Source organism: Capnocytophaga sp. oral taxon 412 str. F0487 (assembly GCF_000271925.1).
Taxonomy (GTDB): Bacteria; Bacteroidota; Bacteroidia; order Flavobacteriales; family Flavobacteriaceae; genus Capnocytophaga; species Capnocytophaga ochracea.
The window spans coordinates 73,075-88,275 of record NZ_AJZR01000055.1 but is presented as its reverse complement, the minus strand read 5'-3'; the positions used below and the strand labels follow the sequence as shown (position 1 = coordinate 88,275).

Sequence of the window (15,201 nt, the reverse complement as noted above, 5' to 3'; positions counted from 1 at the left end):
TTTTAATGCTACTATGAGAACTGACATTTTAATACATAAAAACAAAAACTTAGTAGAGGGGCTACAACGTCTCAACGAGTTGCGCAACTTAAGTCGGCTTATTCTCTTCGTAGTAGATGATAATGAGAAAGTTATAGGCTCAGTTACTGATGGTGATATACGCAGATCTATCATCGCTGAACAAAACCTACAGAAAACTCTGGGAGAGATTGCAAACCCAGATTTCAAACGACTATACCAAAAAGACACCTATCAGAGCTTTGAGAAATATCGAAAAAGCGATATAAAAATTCTACCTATCCTCAACCAAGAAGGTAAAATGGTCGATTTGATAGATTTAGAATATACCAAAGCCCAACTTCCTTTGAAAGCAGTGATTATGGCTGGAGGAAGAGGCAAACGCTTGAGTCCGCTCACAGATACCGTTCCAAAACCAATGTTGCGATTAGGTGATAAACCCATCATAGAACACAACATAGATAGGCTCATTAGTTTTGGAATCAAAAAAATTTATATATCAGTAAAATACCTTGGTGAGCAGATAGTAAACTACTTGGGTGATGGTAGCCAAAAAGAAATTAGTATAGAATATGTATGGGAAGACGAACCCTTGGGTACGGCAGGTGCTTTAGCACTGATAAACAACCTAAGCTCTGAACATATTTTATTGATGAATAGCGACTTGTTTACCAATGTAAACTTTGAGTCCCTTTACTTAAAACTCATCAATGAAAATGCAGATATGGCAGTAGCTTCTACTGAGTATAAAGTAGATATCCCTTATGCCGTATTTGAAACTAGAGAAGGACGAGTAACAAACTTTAAAGAAAAACCCAGTTTTATATACCACTCAAACGCAGGTATTTATATACTCAAACGCTCTCTAATTTCTAAAATAGAAAAAGGTAAGTATTGCGACATTACAGATGTAATGGAGCAATTAGTTACTGAAGGAGGTAAATTGGTATACGACCCTATCATAGGCTATTGGATAGACATCGGTAAAACCGTAGACTATGAGCACGCACAAGAGTTTATTAAACATTTGCAAGATTAGATATTCATTATTATGGAAATATTAATTACCATTTGCGCAAGAGGAGGATCTAAAGGAATCCCTGGTAAAAATATAAAAGTTATTAATGAGAAACCTCTTATATATTACACTCTAAAAACAGCTAACGCTTTTAAAGAAAAATACAAAGGCAAAGTGGATATTGTACTTTCTACAGATAGCCAACAAATAAAGGATGTAGTAGAGAGACAAGGGCTATATATAGAGACTGACTATACCCGTCCTGAGGCATTAGCTACAGATACTGCTGGAAAATTAGGCGTAATTATAGATGTAAAGAACTTTATGGAGCAAAAACACCATAAGAAATATGATTATGTTTTGGATATGGATGTTACAGCTCCTTTAAGAAATGTAGCCGATTTGGAAAAAGCTTTAGTTTTATTGGAACGAAATGCTGAGGCTTATAATGTTTTTTCAGTGAGCCCTTGTCATAGAAATCCTTATTTTAATATGGTTGAAGAAAATAAAGAGGGTTTTTATGAACTTTGCAAAAAAGGAAGTTTTTTAACACGACAAAGCGCCCCAAAGGTTTTTGATATGAATGCCTCTTTTTATTATTACAAAAGAGCTTTCTTTGACAACCATTGTGAAGGTGTGATTACAGACAAAAGTTTGGTTTATGAAGTGCCACATTTGTGCTTTGATTTAGATGAACCTATCGACTTTGAATTTATGTCATTTTTATTAACTCAGAAAAAATTGGATTTTGATTTTAATTATTAGATAAATGAAAGTACTCATTATAGGTTTAGGGTCTATAGCTTTAAAACATATCAAAGCATTGCAAGAGCTTTATCCTTCTGTAGTAATTTATGCACTCCGAAGAAAAGGAGAACCTTTTAAAGGAATAAAGGGGATTATTGAAGTCTTTGATATTGATGAGATAGCAATAGATACGCTTTCATTTATTCTGATATCAAATCCTACGTCAGTACATTATCAAACTATAAAAGAGGTTATTGCTTATAAAAAGCCTTTGTTTATAGAAAAACCTCTTTTTGGTGACCTCTCTAAAGAAGCAAATGAGTTGGTAACCGAAGTTGAAAAGCAAGAAATACCTACTTATGTAGCTTGTAATCTACGCTATTTAGAGTGTATTGCTAAAACAAAAGAGTTGCTCGCAAACAAAAGAGTAAATGAGGTAAATGTATATTGTGGTTCTTATTTGCCTGATTGGCGACCTAATGTAGATTTCAGGAAGGTGTACAGTGCTAACAAAGAAATGGGAGGAGGCGTACATATCGACCTTATTCACGAATTGGATTATGTATATTGGCTATTTGGAACTCCTACTCGTACTCAATCTTTCTTTAGTAATAAATCATCTTTAAATATTACTGCCTATGACTATGCTAACTATTTATGGGAATATGATGACTTTTCAGTTTCTGTAGTATTAAACTATTATAGGAGAGACAGCAAACGCACCCTCGAAATACTCACTAATGAGGGAACTTATTTAGTAGATTTATTAAAGAATAACATTTCATATAATGATGAGATCGTTTTTCAATCAAGACAAGTGCCTTTAGAAACTTATACTGCTCAAATGCAGTTTTTTGTAGAAGAAATATTAAACAAACAAACAAAATTCAACACCATTGTTGAAGGATATAAAGTTTTAAAACTATGCTTGCAGGAATAAAATACAAAGTAGTAGTAGTTACGGGGGGGGCAGGCTTATTAGGCAAAGAGTTTTGCCAAGCTATCGCTACTAATGGAGCTATTGCTATTATGGCAGAACGAGAACTCTCGGTAGCTAAAAAAGCTGTAGAAGCATTGGGTATGGAGCGAATTATCCCTGCCCAAGTTGACATCACTGATATCAACTCTATACAAAAACTTATAACCTCTATCTCAGAAAAGTTTGGTAAAATAGATGCCCTCATAAATAGTGCCTACCCACGAAATAAAAACTATGGGAAACACTTTTTTGATGTAACCTATGATGATTTTTGCGAGAATGTAGGCTTGAACTTAGGCGGTTATTTCCTTACTTCACAGCAATTTGCTAAGTTTTTCTATGAACAAGGCTATGGTAATATCATCAATTTAGCCTCTATTTATGGGGTAATTGCGCCACGTTTTGAGGTTTATAATAATACTTCTATGACTATGCCAGTAGAATATGCTGCTATCAAATCAGGTTTAATACATCTCACCAAATATATGGCTAAATACTTTAAAGGGAAAAATATTAGAGTAAATACCATTTCTTTGGGAGGTATAGAAGACAAACAACCAGAGTCTTTCTTAAGAGCTTATAAAGAGTTTTGTTTAAACAAGGGAATGCTGGATGCTAAAGATATTTCAGGTACGGTATTGTTTTTGTTATCAGACCTTTCAGAATATGTAAATGGACAAAATATAGTAGTGGATGATGGTTTCACTTTGTAAATAATAAAAGAAAATAAATGAAATATTGTACAAAATGCGTAATGCCTGATACAAGACCAGGTATTACATTTGACGAAAATGGGGTATGCTCTGCCTGCCAATCTTATGAAAATAGAAAAAATATAGATTACACTAAGCGTTTTGAAGAGCTCAAACAACTTTGTGACAAATATAGAGGATGTAATGGGCCTAATGGCTATGATTGTATGATTGCTGTAAGTGGTGGTAAAGATAGTCATTTTCAAACTTACTTATTTAAAGAAGTATTGGGGATGAATCCTCTTTTGGTGAGTGTTGAAGATAATTTCCCGATGACTGATGCAGGGATGCATAATATCAAAAATATTTCAGAAGCTTTTGGCTGTGATATTATCAGTATGAAACCTAATATCAAAGCGCAGAAAAAAATAATGAGATATACTTTTGAAAAATATGGTAAGCCTACCTATTTTATAGATCGTTATATCTACACTTACCCTCTCCATATGGCTGTTAAGTTCAATATCAAACTATTAGTTTATGGGGAGAATGTAAGTTATGAATATGGCGGAAATAATGCTGTTGAAACACCTTCGGCGAAAGAACAGATCTATAATGGAGTAGGGTCAGGGATAGCTACAGAGGAATTGTTGGCTTTAGGAGTGTCTTTAAAAGATTTAAATTTTTTTGAACCTCCTACCCAAGAGGAGTTAGACAAACTTGAACCTATCTATGTGAGTTATTTTATAGAATGGAATAGTTTTGCTAACTATGAATTAGCGAAGAAAAAAGGTTTTCACGATCTCACACACGAATGGCGTAGGACGCACCATATTGAAGATTTTGACCAAATAGACTCTCGTGCTTATTTAGTACATTCTTGGATGAAATATCCTAAATTTGGACATGCTTCAGCTACTGATTATGCAGCTCGAATGGTACGTTATGGGATGCTTAGTCGAGAAGAAGCTTTTAAATTAGTCGAAAAACACGATCACGCTTTAGATCCTTTTGCAGTTCGTGATTTCTGTACTTTTTTAGGATATTCCGAACCTGAATTTTGGGAAATTATAGACAAATTGTACAATCCTAATTTATTCAAAAAAGATAAATTGGGTAGATGGGTATTGAAAAAATGATACGAGAGATCATACGAAAATATAAATATTGTTTAAAGGCCAATCGCATAGGTCCTGATATGCCATTTACACATTGGAAATTGCATTTTAAAAGTTCTATGCTTAAATTGTGTAAGAAAAAATTTTATCATTTTGCAGATACAGCTGAATTTAGGGCAGGAGCTTATGCGATAGGGTGTTCTCAAATTTCTATAGGGGAACGGGTAGTAATTCGTCCGCAAACAATGCTTTTTGGAGAAACACTTTCTGATCTACCTGTTTCCATCATTATAGAAGATGATGTGTTAATGGGGAGTGGAGTACATATCTATTTAGGAGATCATAAATTTGATAATCCTAATATTCCTATAATAGATCAGGGATATTCTCCAGAGAAACAAGTCGTACTAAAAAAAGGTTGTTGGGTAGGGGCTAATAGTATAATCTTGGCAGGAGTAACGATAGGGGAAAATGCGGTAGTAGGAGCTGGTAGTGTGGTTACTAAATCTATTCCTGATAGGACAGTAGCTGTAGGGGTTCCTGCGAAGGTAATTAAAACAATTGAATAAGTTTTATGAAACAAATAAGGATAGGCTACTTAGATGCAATTCGTGGCATTGCAGTATGGTTAGTAGTATTGTATCACGCTTATGCGCGATATGAACATTTCCCTTATGCTTTTGAATATGCATCTTTTCCTCTTTTTAAATATGGATATTTAGGGGTAGAGTTATTTTTTCTTATTTCGGGTTTTGTAATTTTGATGACTTTAGAGAAGAGTAGAAGTTATCTCAATTTTCTTTATAAACGCTGGTTGCGATTATTTCCTGCAATGGCAATTGTCAGCTTACTTTTTTATATAGGGTATTATTTATATTGCCAGAAATGGTTGCCTTTTTATAATCTTTTGCCTGGGCTTACTTTTACGGAACCTTATTTTTATAAGAAACTATTGCATATAGATACTATTGCAGCTTTGTCTCCAAGTTTTTGGACACTTTTTGTTGAGGTTAAGTTTTATATTATTTTTGGAGCTGTTTTCTTTTTGTCGCGTAGAAAAGACGGAAAGGCTATACTTTCTCTGCTTATACTGTGGATTTTTGCTATTGTTACACCTTTGGTCTCAGACCATGAGATGCTTGTAAAGATTTCTGAGATGTTTGTGTATTATGGATGGTTTATAGGGGGATGTTTGGCTTATTTATATTTTAAAAATAGAAAAAAGAGTTATCTCTATCTCTCGGGAATTACTACTTTGATTGCTATACTTCTTTCTTCTTTAAAAGTTGATAATCCTATAGAATATTTTATTACAGTAATTCTTATTATTGCAGTTTTTTATATGCCTTTACTCTATACGAAAGCCCAAGAGGTTTTAGAAAATAGGTTTTTATTATTTTTTGGGTTTATCAGTTATAGTTTCTATTTGTTGCAAGAACCTATACTTCTCTTTTTTGTGGGTAAATGGGGGGGGGTAATTCCTTCATTTTGTATACCTTTGTTACTATTTGTTTTTATTACCTTCTTGTCTTATGGTGTTACCAAAGCCGAAGAACAAATACGTCATTTTATAATTAAACGTTCTGTCTAATGATAAAAAAAATAGTATTTTTTGACTACCAAGCACTTTCAGAACAAGTGTATGATCATTATTATTTTCACAGATTGCTCATTGAGGGCTATCAGGTAATATATTTAGATCTCACAGCACTGTATCATCCCTCATTGGCTAAAGAGGTCTCATTTGAAGGGGTCGCTATACACAGCATTGCAACGACAAAGCAACTAAAGGAGTTCATAAGTAATCACAACGACAGAGAAACTCTATATGTTTCACGGCTTACTTTCACTAATGTAGTAGTAGGCTTGTTTAGGTTATTTAAAAAATATAATTGTAAGTTAGCCGTATTTACACGGGGAGGATTCCCTACTTTATCTAAATCGCAAAAACTTTTAAATTTCAATATTAAAAAATATATTAGGTATACTAAAATGTTTTTCACTTTATTATTGAAGAAAATGTGTTTTTTCAAGACTTATGATTATATTTTTAACTGTGGTTCTTCTTTATATATGATAGGTGTTGGCTGGAGAGAGGATATTAAAAAAGCACAAATTACAGCTGTTAATACAGTAGATTACGAACATATTCACAATATAAATAAATGCTGTGAAGGAATTGAAAATGAATCGTATATAGTTTTTTTAGACGAGTATTATCCTTTTCATCCCGATTTAGAAGTCTGTAGTATTACCCCTATTCCTTCTGAACAATATTATAGTGAGTTAAATGCTTTTTTTAAAAAAATGGAACAACAGTTTCATCTACCTGTTGTGATAGCTGCTCATCCAAAAGCAATATTGTATAAAGAGAAAAATTTTTTTGATGGAAGACAAGTGTTTTTTGGTAAAACGGCTACATTGGTAAAATACTGTCGATTTGTGTTAGTTCACGATAGTACAGCTTTAGGATTTGCGGTGGCTGAGGAGAAGCCTATGCTTTTCCTCAATAGTAAACTAATTCAAAGATATATGGGAGAAAATGGGCAGTTTATTAAATTTATAGCGGAATATCTCAATGCTCCTCTGGTTTTTTATGATGATCTTCAAGCTATACTTCCTACTCCTTTAACAGATAAAGAAAAATATAATCAATATAAATATGATTATTTAACGAATAAAGACACTGAAGAGCTTTCTACAGAGGAAATTTTCATACGTACGCTTAAAGAACTGTAATAGATGGATACTGTTTATTCTAAAAATTTTTTTAAAATATATCTTTGGCAAGGACTTTCTTTCATACTTACGTTTTTGTCGCTGTTTATTGTAGTACCCATTATAAGTACAGATAAACCTATCTATGGAATATATACTGTTTGTATGTCTCTCTCAATTTTTTTATCATATGCTGATTTAGGTTTTTTAGGAGCGGGACAAAAGTTTGCTGCTGAGTATTTTGCTAAGAAGGATATACAAAATGAAATACGGGTAACTGGCTTCACGGCTTTTATTCTTTTGATATGCCTTCTTTTATTTTCGGGAGTTTTTTTAGTTTTAAGCTATCACCCTCAATGGATTATTAAGAATTTAACAGATTTTTCGGAGTTTGAGATAGCTAAATATTTACTTCTTATTTTGGCTCTTTCTACTCCTATTACTTTACTACAAAGGGTTGTACAAACTATTTATATAGTTCGCTTGGAGGATTATGTATATCAAAGGATAAATATTATAGGTAATCTTCTAAAAATTAGTGCTGTTTTTTATTTTTTTAGAGATACCTCTTATGATATAGTGGGTTATTTTTTGTTTATTCAATTAATTAATTTGTGTGCTACTGTTATAAATATAGGATTGGCGAGAAGGAGGTATGGTTATAATATATATGCACTTTTTAGGGCTATTAGGTTTGATAGGGAGATTTTTGATTATACAAAATCATTGGCTTATTCTTTGTTTTTTTCAATGTTTTCTTGGGTATTATATTATGAATTGGACACTATTGCTATAGGGAGTTTTTGGGGAGTAGAAAAGGTAGCTATTTATAGTATTGGACTCACTTTGCTTACTTTCATAAGAAATATTTTTGGTATTCTTTTTTCACCTTTCTCAGCGAGATTTAATCATTTAGAAGGCTTGAGAGATGAAACGAATCTTAGAACTTTACTTGATAAAATACTTATTTTATATGCTCCTATCACGATGTTTTCTCTTCTTTCGGTTGCTTTATTGGCGAAGCCCTTAGTATTTTCTTGGGTAGATGTAAGTTATAGGTCATCGGTGCCTATTGTGCAATTCTTGGTGTTATGTAATTTTTTTGCTTTTATATCTTATCCATTAGGGATGTTGTTGGTGGCTAAGCAAAGGATAAGGGAGATGTTTTTTATAAACTGGCTTATTCCATTGATTTTTTGGATAGGGATATTAGTTAGTAAAAATTATTTTGAAGAACGTTCTTTTGCTATTTTTAAACTTATTTCTTTTTTCATTATGGCAGTTGTTTATTATCGTTTTTTATTGCGATTTTTAAATATTTCTTTGGTCAATTCATTGAAAAGATATATCTTTGCAACGTTTCCTTCTGTTCTTTTCCTTATAAGTTTTTATTTTATATCAAAAGATTGGTTTGTCTTTGAGAAATCTATTAAAAACCTAATTATTGTTACATTTATTATGGGGGGAGTTTTTAGTTTTAGTTTATTAATACATTATTTTACTTCTTCTAATTTTAGAGTGGTAGTAAAATCAATAATAGCAATTCTCTTTAAAAAAAATAAATTTTAATATTAACTATTCTGAAAATATGTTTTCAATTATTGTACCCACCTATAATCACGCTCACCTTTTACCAAGATGCATAGAATCTATCATAAATCAAACTTATGATAATTGGGAACTTATAATTGTAAATAATGCTTCCAGTGATAACACTATTGAAGTAATTGAAGGATATCATAACCCTAAAATTAAGTGTGTTAATTTTAATAATGATGAGGGAATTGCAGCATCAAGAAATGTAGGTATTAAAGTAGCCAAAGGAGATTACATATGTTTTTTAGACTCTGATGATTGGTGGAAAACAAATAAATTAGAGATTTGTAATGAGTATATAAATCAATATGACCTTATATATCACGATTTGGATATAGTGAATGCTAATAGTAGTAAAGATAAATTTAGAAAAAGACTATATAGTAGAGATATTCCAAAAGAAAATTTTTTTGAAGATTTGTTTATTAATGGTAATCCTATTAAAAATTCAAGTGTAGTTCTTTCAAGAAGAATAATCGACAAGATAGGCTTTCTTGATCAAAATTTAGATCTAATGGCTGTCGAGGATTTTGATTATTGGATAAGAGCTATAAAAGAAGGCGCCAAAACAAAATATATAGCTCAAAGTTTAGGGTATTATTGGAAAGGAAGTAATACATCTTATAAAATGATACAAATTCAGAGATATGAAAATTTATTAAATAAATATAAAGGAGAAATTACCTCTAAAAAATCAATAAAATTAGTAAATAAGATGTTCTGTTTTCATAAAGGAAGGATTTATCATACTAATGGTTTTTTTTCAAAAGCTTTGCAACAATACATAAAATCTTTAGACATTAGAACAGTAAAATTTAAGTTTGCTTTATTAGGGATTTTATGTTGTTTATTAAGAATTAAAATATAACTATTTTAACAATATGAGGATAATTGTCATAGGCACTGGGTATGTGGGGTTAGTATCGGGGACTTGTTTCGCTGAGATGGGCAACAAAGTAACCTGTGTAGATGTAAACACTGAGAAAATAGATAAGCTCAAGCAAGGAGTGATTCCTATTTACGAGCCAGGCTTAGAAGAAATGGTATTGAGCAATGTAGCTCATAATAACTTATTTTTTACTACTGATATAGCCGAAGCCATCAAAGATGCTGAGATAGCTTTTATAGCTGTAGGTACTCCTATGGGTGATGATGGTTCCGCTGATTTGCAATATGTACTTTCGGTAGCACAACAGATAGGCGAGAAGATGCAAGGGGAGTTGATAGTAGTAGATAAATCAACGGTACCCGTAGGTACTGCTGACAAGGTACGAGTTACTGTGCAAACTGCCTTAAATAAACGCGGGGTAAATTACAAATTTTACATAGTATCTAACCCCGAGTTTTTAAAAGAAGGTAAAGCAATTCAGGATTTTATGAAACCTGATCGCGTGGTAATAGGGGCTGATAGCGAAGAGGCTTTTACTAAGATGAAAGAACTTTACAGTCCATTCTATATGCAAAATGACCGAATGATTATGATGGATATTCGTTCAGCAGAAATGACTAAATACGCAGCTAATACAATGCTGGCTACTAAAATATCGTTTATGAACGAGATTGCTAATATCTGCGAGCGTGTAGGAGCGGATGTAAACAAAGTACGTATAGGGATAGGATCTGACAGCCGTATAGGTTATAGCTTTATCTACCCCGGTTGTGGTTACGGGGGCTCTTGTTTTCCGAAAGATGTATTGGCGCTTAAAAAATTAGCTGAAGAAGTAGATTATAAAGCGGAACTTATTGAGTCAGTAGATAATGTAAACAACCGTCAGAAGTATGTGATAGCTCAGAAAATAATTGCCAAATACGGCGAAGACCTCACAGGCAAGACTTTTGCTATTTGGGGCTTATCGTTCAAACCTGAAACCGATGATATGCGCGAAGCTCCTGCGATTTATATCATTAAGGAGCTCATAAAGCATGGTGCTAAAATCCAAGCATATGACCCAAAAGCGATACACGAAGCAAAAGTATGCTACCTAAAAGATGTAGAGGTTACTTATGTAGAGAGCAAATACGAAGCTCTAAAAGGAGCTGACGCTCTGCTTTTGCTTACCGAATGGAAAGAATTTCGCGTTCCCGATTTTGATGAGATAGCCAAATTGCTAAACGAAAAAATAATCTTTGACGGGCGTAATCAGTATAACGCCTTTGAGTTACCCAACAAAGGGTGGGAGTATGTACAGATAGGTTGTAAAGAGAAATGAAAATATTAGTGACAGGAGGAGCAGGCTTTATAGGTTCAAATCTTTGTGAAGCCTTAAAAAAAGATATTAATAATCAGGTCTTTTCATTAGACAACTATTTTACAGGGAGTCGTGAGAACCACGTAGATGGGGTAACCTATATAGAGGGGAGTACAGAACATATCTTTGAATTGATTGACTTTGTACCAGACCTTGTATACCATTTAGGAGAATACTCTCGTGTAGAACAGAGTTTTAATGATATAGATAAAGTTTTATTATTCAACAAAATAGGAACACTTAAAGTATTGGAATTCTGTCGTAAGCACTGTTGTAAACTAGTGTATGCAGGAAGTAGCACCAAATTTGGTGATGGTGGGATAGGTAAAAATCAAAGTCCGTATGCGTGGAGCAAATCGTCCAATACTGAACTGGTGAAGAACTATGGTAATTGGTATGGACTTGAGTATGCTATTGTGTATTTCTATAATGTTTATGGAAAACGTGAGATACGCACAGGCAAATACGCCACGCTGATAGCTTTGTTCACTGAGAAGATGAAGAAAGGAGAACCCTTAACAGTGGTAAGTCCAGGAACACAGCAACGTAATTTCACTCATATAGATGATATCGTATCAGGACTACTTATCGTAGGCGAAAAAGGTCGTGGTGATGGTTATGGTATAGGAAGTCCAGAAACCTATACTGTTTTAGAAATCGCTCAGCTATTTGGTGGAGATATACAGATGCTACCAGAACGCAAAGGGAACCGTATGACTGCTGAAGTTGTTACCCAAAAAACAGAAGCTCTTGGCTGGAAAGCTCAGAAACATATAAAAGAGTTTATTAATAATGTTCTAGTATGATAATAAAATGAACTATACAGTAGTTTTTGCAGCAAATAATAACTATATACAGCATTTTTTAGTTGCTTTAAAATCTCTTTTGGTTAATAATAACTCTTGCCCTTTTAAAATATATTTATTGAACGAAGGACTTTCAAGAGAAAATGAAACTTTAATATTAGAAACTATACAAGGGTATCCCGTGACTTTTGAGAATATTATTGTTAATGAAAAATTATTTGAAAATCTACATATAGGGGCAAAACACTTATCTATTCAAACATTTTTTAGGTTACTAATTCCTCAACTTCTTGAGGAAGAGAGAGTCTTGTATTTAGATTCTGATATTGTAGTTACAGGCTCATTAATTCCTCTTTTTGAAATTGATTTTGAGGACAATTATGTATTAGCTGTTAAAGATACATTTAATACATACGCTGAAGAGACAAAGAAAAAGTTAGGTATGTCAAAAGAATCGACTTATTTTAATGCAGGTATTTTAGTAATCAATACTAATAAATGGAGAGAAGATAAATTGATGCAAAGAATAATAGCTTTTGCTTCTGAAAATCCTACAGTAATATCTTATGCTGATCAAGATAGTATTAATGCAATTATTGATACAAAAATAAAATTACTCCCTTTGCGCTATAATATCCAATTTAGCTTACTTGATAAAAGCAGAAAAACTAGTGAAGAGAAAACAGAAATAAAACACAGATGTGTTGTTCATTATACAGGAGGATATCCTTATAAACCTTGGTTTTATGCTTGTATAAATCCTTTGAAAAAGGAATATAAAAAATACTTAAAGCAAACATCTTTTAAGGATTATAAGCCTCGTAAAGATTATATAGGAATTATAAAATATAAACTCCTACGTCCCATATATAGAAATATTAAGTATATGTTACAATGACTACCAAAAAACTGTCACTTAGAGAAAAATCTTTTTATCTTATATTATTATTTATTCCTTTTGCTAATATTATTACTCTTCGATTGAACTCTGTAATAGTATACGTCGTTATTACATTTTTATTGATATTATCATTAATTCTTAATTTATATAACCCTAAAAAAATAACAAGTGAAGAAAAAAGATTATTTCTTATTTTTGCTCCTATTTTTTTATTATCTATTATTTATTTAATCTCTACATCTCTTTTTTATATTGAGAATTTTGATAATGTTCTATTTTTCTTACAAACCTCTATTTTAGTGCCTACCATTCCTCTTTTTATTGATATAAAGAAAATTGTTGAGACAAAATTAAGTCAATATCTTACTTATCTTATTATACTAATATCATTTAGTATTTTTATTGACTTTTTACTATTGAATGTCTTTAATATGATTCATTTACAACCAATGTATCGAGGGGAGGATGCTTATTCTTATCTTGATCGTCCTTTTGGATTATTTGGTCAACCTAGTATAAATACTGCTATTTTAGTAGGAGCATTATTATTAAAGAGATTTATTGATAAAAAAAATAGCTTAATATTAAATTTACTAGCTATATCAGCCATTATAGCACAAGGAAGTGGTACAGGGTTTATTTCTTTGCTTATTTATATTATAGCTTTATTATGGGAAAAACATAAAATATTATTGATTTTTGGGACATTGATTCTTTCGGTTATTCTTTACTACATTATAACATCTGAAGTAATACCAAAAATAGGGTTGGAATATTTAATTTTTAGTTATTATTATTTCGAATATCTTATAGTGGATTTTTTTAAATACACTCCAACAGAAGATTTATGGATAGGTTTCTCTTCTTTTTCAGATATAACAATTGACTTTGGCCCTATATTTATGATATCAAAGGTAGGCCTTCTTTATTTTATAGTATATACAATGTACTTATTACTAATTTTTTACAAAGAAAAATCTGTTATATTTCGCTTTTTTATTATCAGTTTAGCATTATCAAATTTACATTATCCTGTAATGTTTTATGTAATAATGCATTTTATTTGGATATTAGTTTATCATATTGTGTTATGTGAATATAAAAAACAATCTTTAATACGATGAAAAAAATAATCTTATTAAATAACATAGCACAAGACATTCTTATTTTTCGCAGACATCTTGTACAATACTTAATAACTCAAAACTATATGGTATATGTTATGGCTACTGATTTTTCCTCTCAGACAAAGAGGCAAATAGAAATGTTAGGAGCTATACCAATAGGTTATTCACTTAAAAGAGGTGGACTTAACCCTTTCTATGACTTAAAAACTTTATGGCAATTAATCAAAACTTTTAAACAAATACGACCAAATATAATACTATCAAGTTTTGCTAAACCTGTTATTTTTGGCACATTGGCCGCTAAGATAGCTGGTGTACAAAAAGTTGTTGGAATGATTGAGGGGTTGGGATATGCTTTTACAGAACAACCTAATGGGCAAACACTAAAAGCAAGATTGATAAAATTTATACAAATATTACTTTATAAATTAGCCCTACCACAGGCCGATTTGGTATTATTTTTAAATAATGATGACGCTAAAGATTTATTAGATAAATATCATATAAAGGTAAAGAGAAGAGAAGTATTAGGCGGTATTGGCTTAGATTTAAAAGAGTATCGGTTTAGTGAATTCTCATCATCTTTTATTTCATTTGTTTTCATAGCAAGATTACTGCGAGAAAAAGGGATTTTTGAATTCCTGAAAGCTGCTGAAGAACTAAAAAAGAAATATCCAGAAGTGATTTTTAAAGTAATTGGTAGTTTTGATATAGAAAACCCGGGAGCTCTAAAAAAAGAAGAACTACAGTACTACATTGATAATAACATTATCACCTATCCTGGGTTTGTAAATAATATAAATCAATGGATAACTGAAAGTTCTATATTTGTACTCCCTTCTTATCGAGAAGGTGTGCCTCGTAGCACTCAAGAAGCGATGGCTATAGGTCGTGCTATAATTACTACTGATGTGCCTGGTTGTCGTGAAACCGTAGAAAATGGAGAAAATGGATTTCTTATTCCTAAATGGGATATATCTGCCTTAGTGAAAGCTATGGAATATTTTATTAAAAACCCAACTGAAATCAAACGTATGGGATTTAAAAGTTACCAAATGGCCTTAGAAAAATTTGATGGAAACAAAGTGAATAAAAAACTTCTGAAGCTTATAGAATAAGTTCTAATTAGTGTACTTTACGAATCAAATAAATAGGTAGCTTTGCTACCTAAAGAAGTATCGCACTAAAGCTAATGAGAGCTTACAGAGATATGTTAAACAATAAAAAAGCTA

At 31.9% G+C, this 15,201-nt stretch carries 15 protein-coding genes; all 15 read left to right on the top strand.

Annotated elements, in window-relative coordinates; all coding sequences use genetic code 11:
- The first annotated feature begins 13 nt into the window (after nucleotides 1-13).
- From HMPREF1321_RS09575 to HMPREF1321_RS09505, 15 genes are read left to right on the top strand one after another with little or no spacing between them, the layout of a single operon-like run.
- Nucleotides 14-1,057 carry a nucleotidyltransferase family protein gene (locus tag HMPREF1321_RS09575; RefSeq protein WP_009422386.1) on the top strand — a complete coding sequence of 348 codons (1,044 nt, stop codon included), beginning with the start codon at nucleotides 14-16 and terminating at the stop codon, nucleotides 1,055-1,057.
- 12 nt (nucleotides 1,058-1,069) lie between these two features.
- A complete protein-coding gene (locus tag HMPREF1321_RS09570; RefSeq protein ID WP_009422419.1) occupies nucleotides 1,070-1,801 on the top strand; it encodes an acylneuraminate cytidylyltransferase family protein in 732 nt (243 codons plus the stop codon).
- Nucleotides 1,802-1,805: 4 nt separating this feature from the next.
- The gene (locus tag HMPREF1321_RS09565) at nucleotides 1,806-2,723 is read left to right on the top strand and encodes a Gfo/Idh/MocA family protein (protein WP_009422440.1); all 918 of its coding nucleotides are present in this window, start codon (nucleotides 1,806-1,808) and stop codon (nucleotides 2,721-2,723) included.
- Nucleotides 2,708-3,475, top strand: coding sequence for an oxidoreductase (locus HMPREF1321_RS09560; protein ID WP_009422357.1), 768 nt, complete (start codon nucleotides 2,708-2,710; stop codon nucleotides 3,473-3,475). The genes HMPREF1321_RS09565 and HMPREF1321_RS09560 overlap by 16 nt, the downstream gene beginning before the upstream one ends.
- A 17-nt stretch (nucleotides 3,476-3,492) precedes the next feature.
- Nucleotides 3,493-4,593, top strand: a complete 1,101-nt coding sequence (locus tag HMPREF1321_RS09555; protein ID WP_009422438.1) for an N-acetyl sugar amidotransferase — start codon at nucleotides 3,493-3,495, stop codon at nucleotides 4,591-4,593.
- The gene (locus HMPREF1321_RS12420; RefSeq protein WP_034576004.1) at nucleotides 4,590-5,141 is read left to right on the top strand and encodes an acyltransferase; all 552 of its coding nucleotides are present in this window, start codon (nucleotides 4,590-4,592) and stop codon (nucleotides 5,139-5,141) included. Before HMPREF1321_RS09555 ends, HMPREF1321_RS12420 begins: the two co-directional genes overlap by 4 nt.
- 5 nt (nucleotides 5,142-5,146) lie before the next feature.
- A complete protein-coding gene (locus HMPREF1321_RS09545) occupies nucleotides 5,147-6,163 on the top strand; it encodes an acyltransferase family protein (RefSeq protein ID WP_009422376.1) in 1,017 nt (338 codons plus the stop codon).
- Nucleotides 6,163-7,311 carry a hypothetical protein gene (locus tag HMPREF1321_RS09540; protein WP_009422364.1) on the top strand — a complete coding sequence of 383 codons (1,149 nt, stop codon included), beginning with the start codon at nucleotides 6,163-6,165 and terminating at the stop codon, nucleotides 7,309-7,311. The genes HMPREF1321_RS09545 and HMPREF1321_RS09540 overlap by 1 nt, the downstream gene beginning before the upstream one ends.
- A gap of 3 nt (nucleotides 7,312-7,314) precedes the next feature.
- A complete protein-coding gene (locus tag HMPREF1321_RS09535) occupies nucleotides 7,315-8,859 on the top strand; it encodes a lipopolysaccharide biosynthesis protein (protein WP_009422374.1) in 1,545 nt (514 codons plus the stop codon).
- Nucleotides 8,860-8,878: 19 nt separating this feature from the next.
- Complete coding sequence (locus HMPREF1321_RS09530; protein ID WP_009422369.1) at nucleotides 8,879-9,754, top strand: glycosyltransferase family 2 protein; 876 nt, start codon at nucleotides 8,879-8,881, stop codon at nucleotides 9,752-9,754.
- A 13-nt stretch (nucleotides 9,755-9,767) separates the two neighbouring features.
- Nucleotides 9,768-11,096 carry a UDP-glucose dehydrogenase family protein gene (locus tag HMPREF1321_RS09525; RefSeq protein ID WP_009422360.1) on the top strand — a complete coding sequence of 443 codons (1,329 nt, stop codon included), beginning with the start codon at nucleotides 9,768-9,770 and terminating at the stop codon, nucleotides 11,094-11,096.
- Complete coding sequence (locus tag HMPREF1321_RS09520) at nucleotides 11,093-11,941, top strand: NAD-dependent epimerase/dehydratase family protein (protein WP_009422359.1); 849 nt, start codon at nucleotides 11,093-11,095, stop codon at nucleotides 11,939-11,941. Before HMPREF1321_RS09525 ends, HMPREF1321_RS09520 begins: the two co-directional genes overlap by 4 nt.
- 7 nt (nucleotides 11,942-11,948) lie before the next feature.
- Complete coding sequence (locus HMPREF1321_RS09515) at nucleotides 11,949-12,839, top strand: glycosyltransferase family 8 protein (RefSeq protein ID WP_009422445.1); 891 nt, start codon at nucleotides 11,949-11,951, stop codon at nucleotides 12,837-12,839.
- Nucleotides 12,836-13,966 (top strand): hypothetical protein, encoded by a 1,131-nt coding sequence (locus HMPREF1321_RS09510; RefSeq protein ID WP_009422350.1) that lies wholly within the window; start codon nucleotides 12,836-12,838, stop codon nucleotides 13,964-13,966. Before HMPREF1321_RS09515 ends, HMPREF1321_RS09510 begins: the two co-directional genes overlap by 4 nt.
- A complete protein-coding gene (locus HMPREF1321_RS09505; protein ID WP_034575994.1) occupies nucleotides 13,963-15,087 on the top strand; it encodes a glycosyltransferase family 4 protein in 1,125 nt (374 codons plus the stop codon). The genes HMPREF1321_RS09510 and HMPREF1321_RS09505 overlap by 4 nt, the downstream gene beginning before the upstream one ends.
- The last annotated feature ends 114 nt before the right edge of the window (nucleotides 15,088-15,201 follow it).

Bases quoted from the DNA above. Each gene is read 5' to 3' on its own strand.
- HMPREF1321_RS09575 (WP_009422386.1), top strand. From the start codon at position 14: ATGAGAACTGACATTTTAATACATAAAAACAAAAACTTAGTAGAGGGG.
- HMPREF1321_RS09570 (WP_009422419.1), top strand. From the start codon at position 1,070: ATGGAAATATTAATTACCATTTGCGCAAGAGGAGGATCTAAAGGAATC.
- HMPREF1321_RS09565 (WP_009422440.1), top strand. From the start codon at position 1,806: ATGAAAGTACTCATTATAGGTTTAGGGTCTATAGCTTTAAAACATATC.
- HMPREF1321_RS09560 (WP_009422357.1), top strand. From the start codon at position 2,708: ATGCTTGCAGGAATAAAATACAAAGTAGTAGTAGTTACGGGGGGGGCA.
- HMPREF1321_RS09555 (WP_009422438.1), top strand. From the start codon at position 3,493: ATGAAATATTGTACAAAATGCGTAATGCCTGATACAAGACCAGGTATT.
- HMPREF1321_RS12420 (WP_034576004.1), top strand. From the start codon at position 4,590: ATGATACGAGAGATCATACGAAAATATAAATATTGTTTAAAGGCCAAT.
- HMPREF1321_RS09545 (WP_009422376.1), top strand. From the start codon at position 5,147: ATGAAACAAATAAGGATAGGCTACTTAGATGCAATTCGTGGCATTGCA.
- HMPREF1321_RS09540 (WP_009422364.1), top strand. From the start codon at position 6,163: ATGATAAAAAAAATAGTATTTTTTGACTACCAAGCACTTTCAGAACAA.
- HMPREF1321_RS09535 (WP_009422374.1), top strand. From the start codon at position 7,315: ATGGATACTGTTTATTCTAAAAATTTTTTTAAAATATATCTTTGGCAA.
- HMPREF1321_RS09530 (WP_009422369.1), top strand. From the start codon at position 8,879: ATGTTTTCAATTATTGTACCCACCTATAATCACGCTCACCTTTTACCA.
- HMPREF1321_RS09525 (WP_009422360.1), top strand. From the start codon at position 9,768: ATGAGGATAATTGTCATAGGCACTGGGTATGTGGGGTTAGTATCGGGG.
- HMPREF1321_RS09520 (WP_009422359.1), top strand. From the start codon at position 11,093: ATGAAAATATTAGTGACAGGAGGAGCAGGCTTTATAGGTTCAAATCTT.
- HMPREF1321_RS09515 (WP_009422445.1), top strand. From the start codon at position 11,949: ATGAACTATACAGTAGTTTTTGCAGCAAATAATAACTATATACAGCAT.
- HMPREF1321_RS09510 (WP_009422350.1), top strand. From the start codon at position 12,836: ATGACTACCAAAAAACTGTCACTTAGAGAAAAATCTTTTTATCTTATA.
- HMPREF1321_RS09505 (WP_034575994.1), top strand. From the start codon at position 13,963: ATGAAAAAAATAATCTTATTAAATAACATAGCACAAGACATTCTTATT.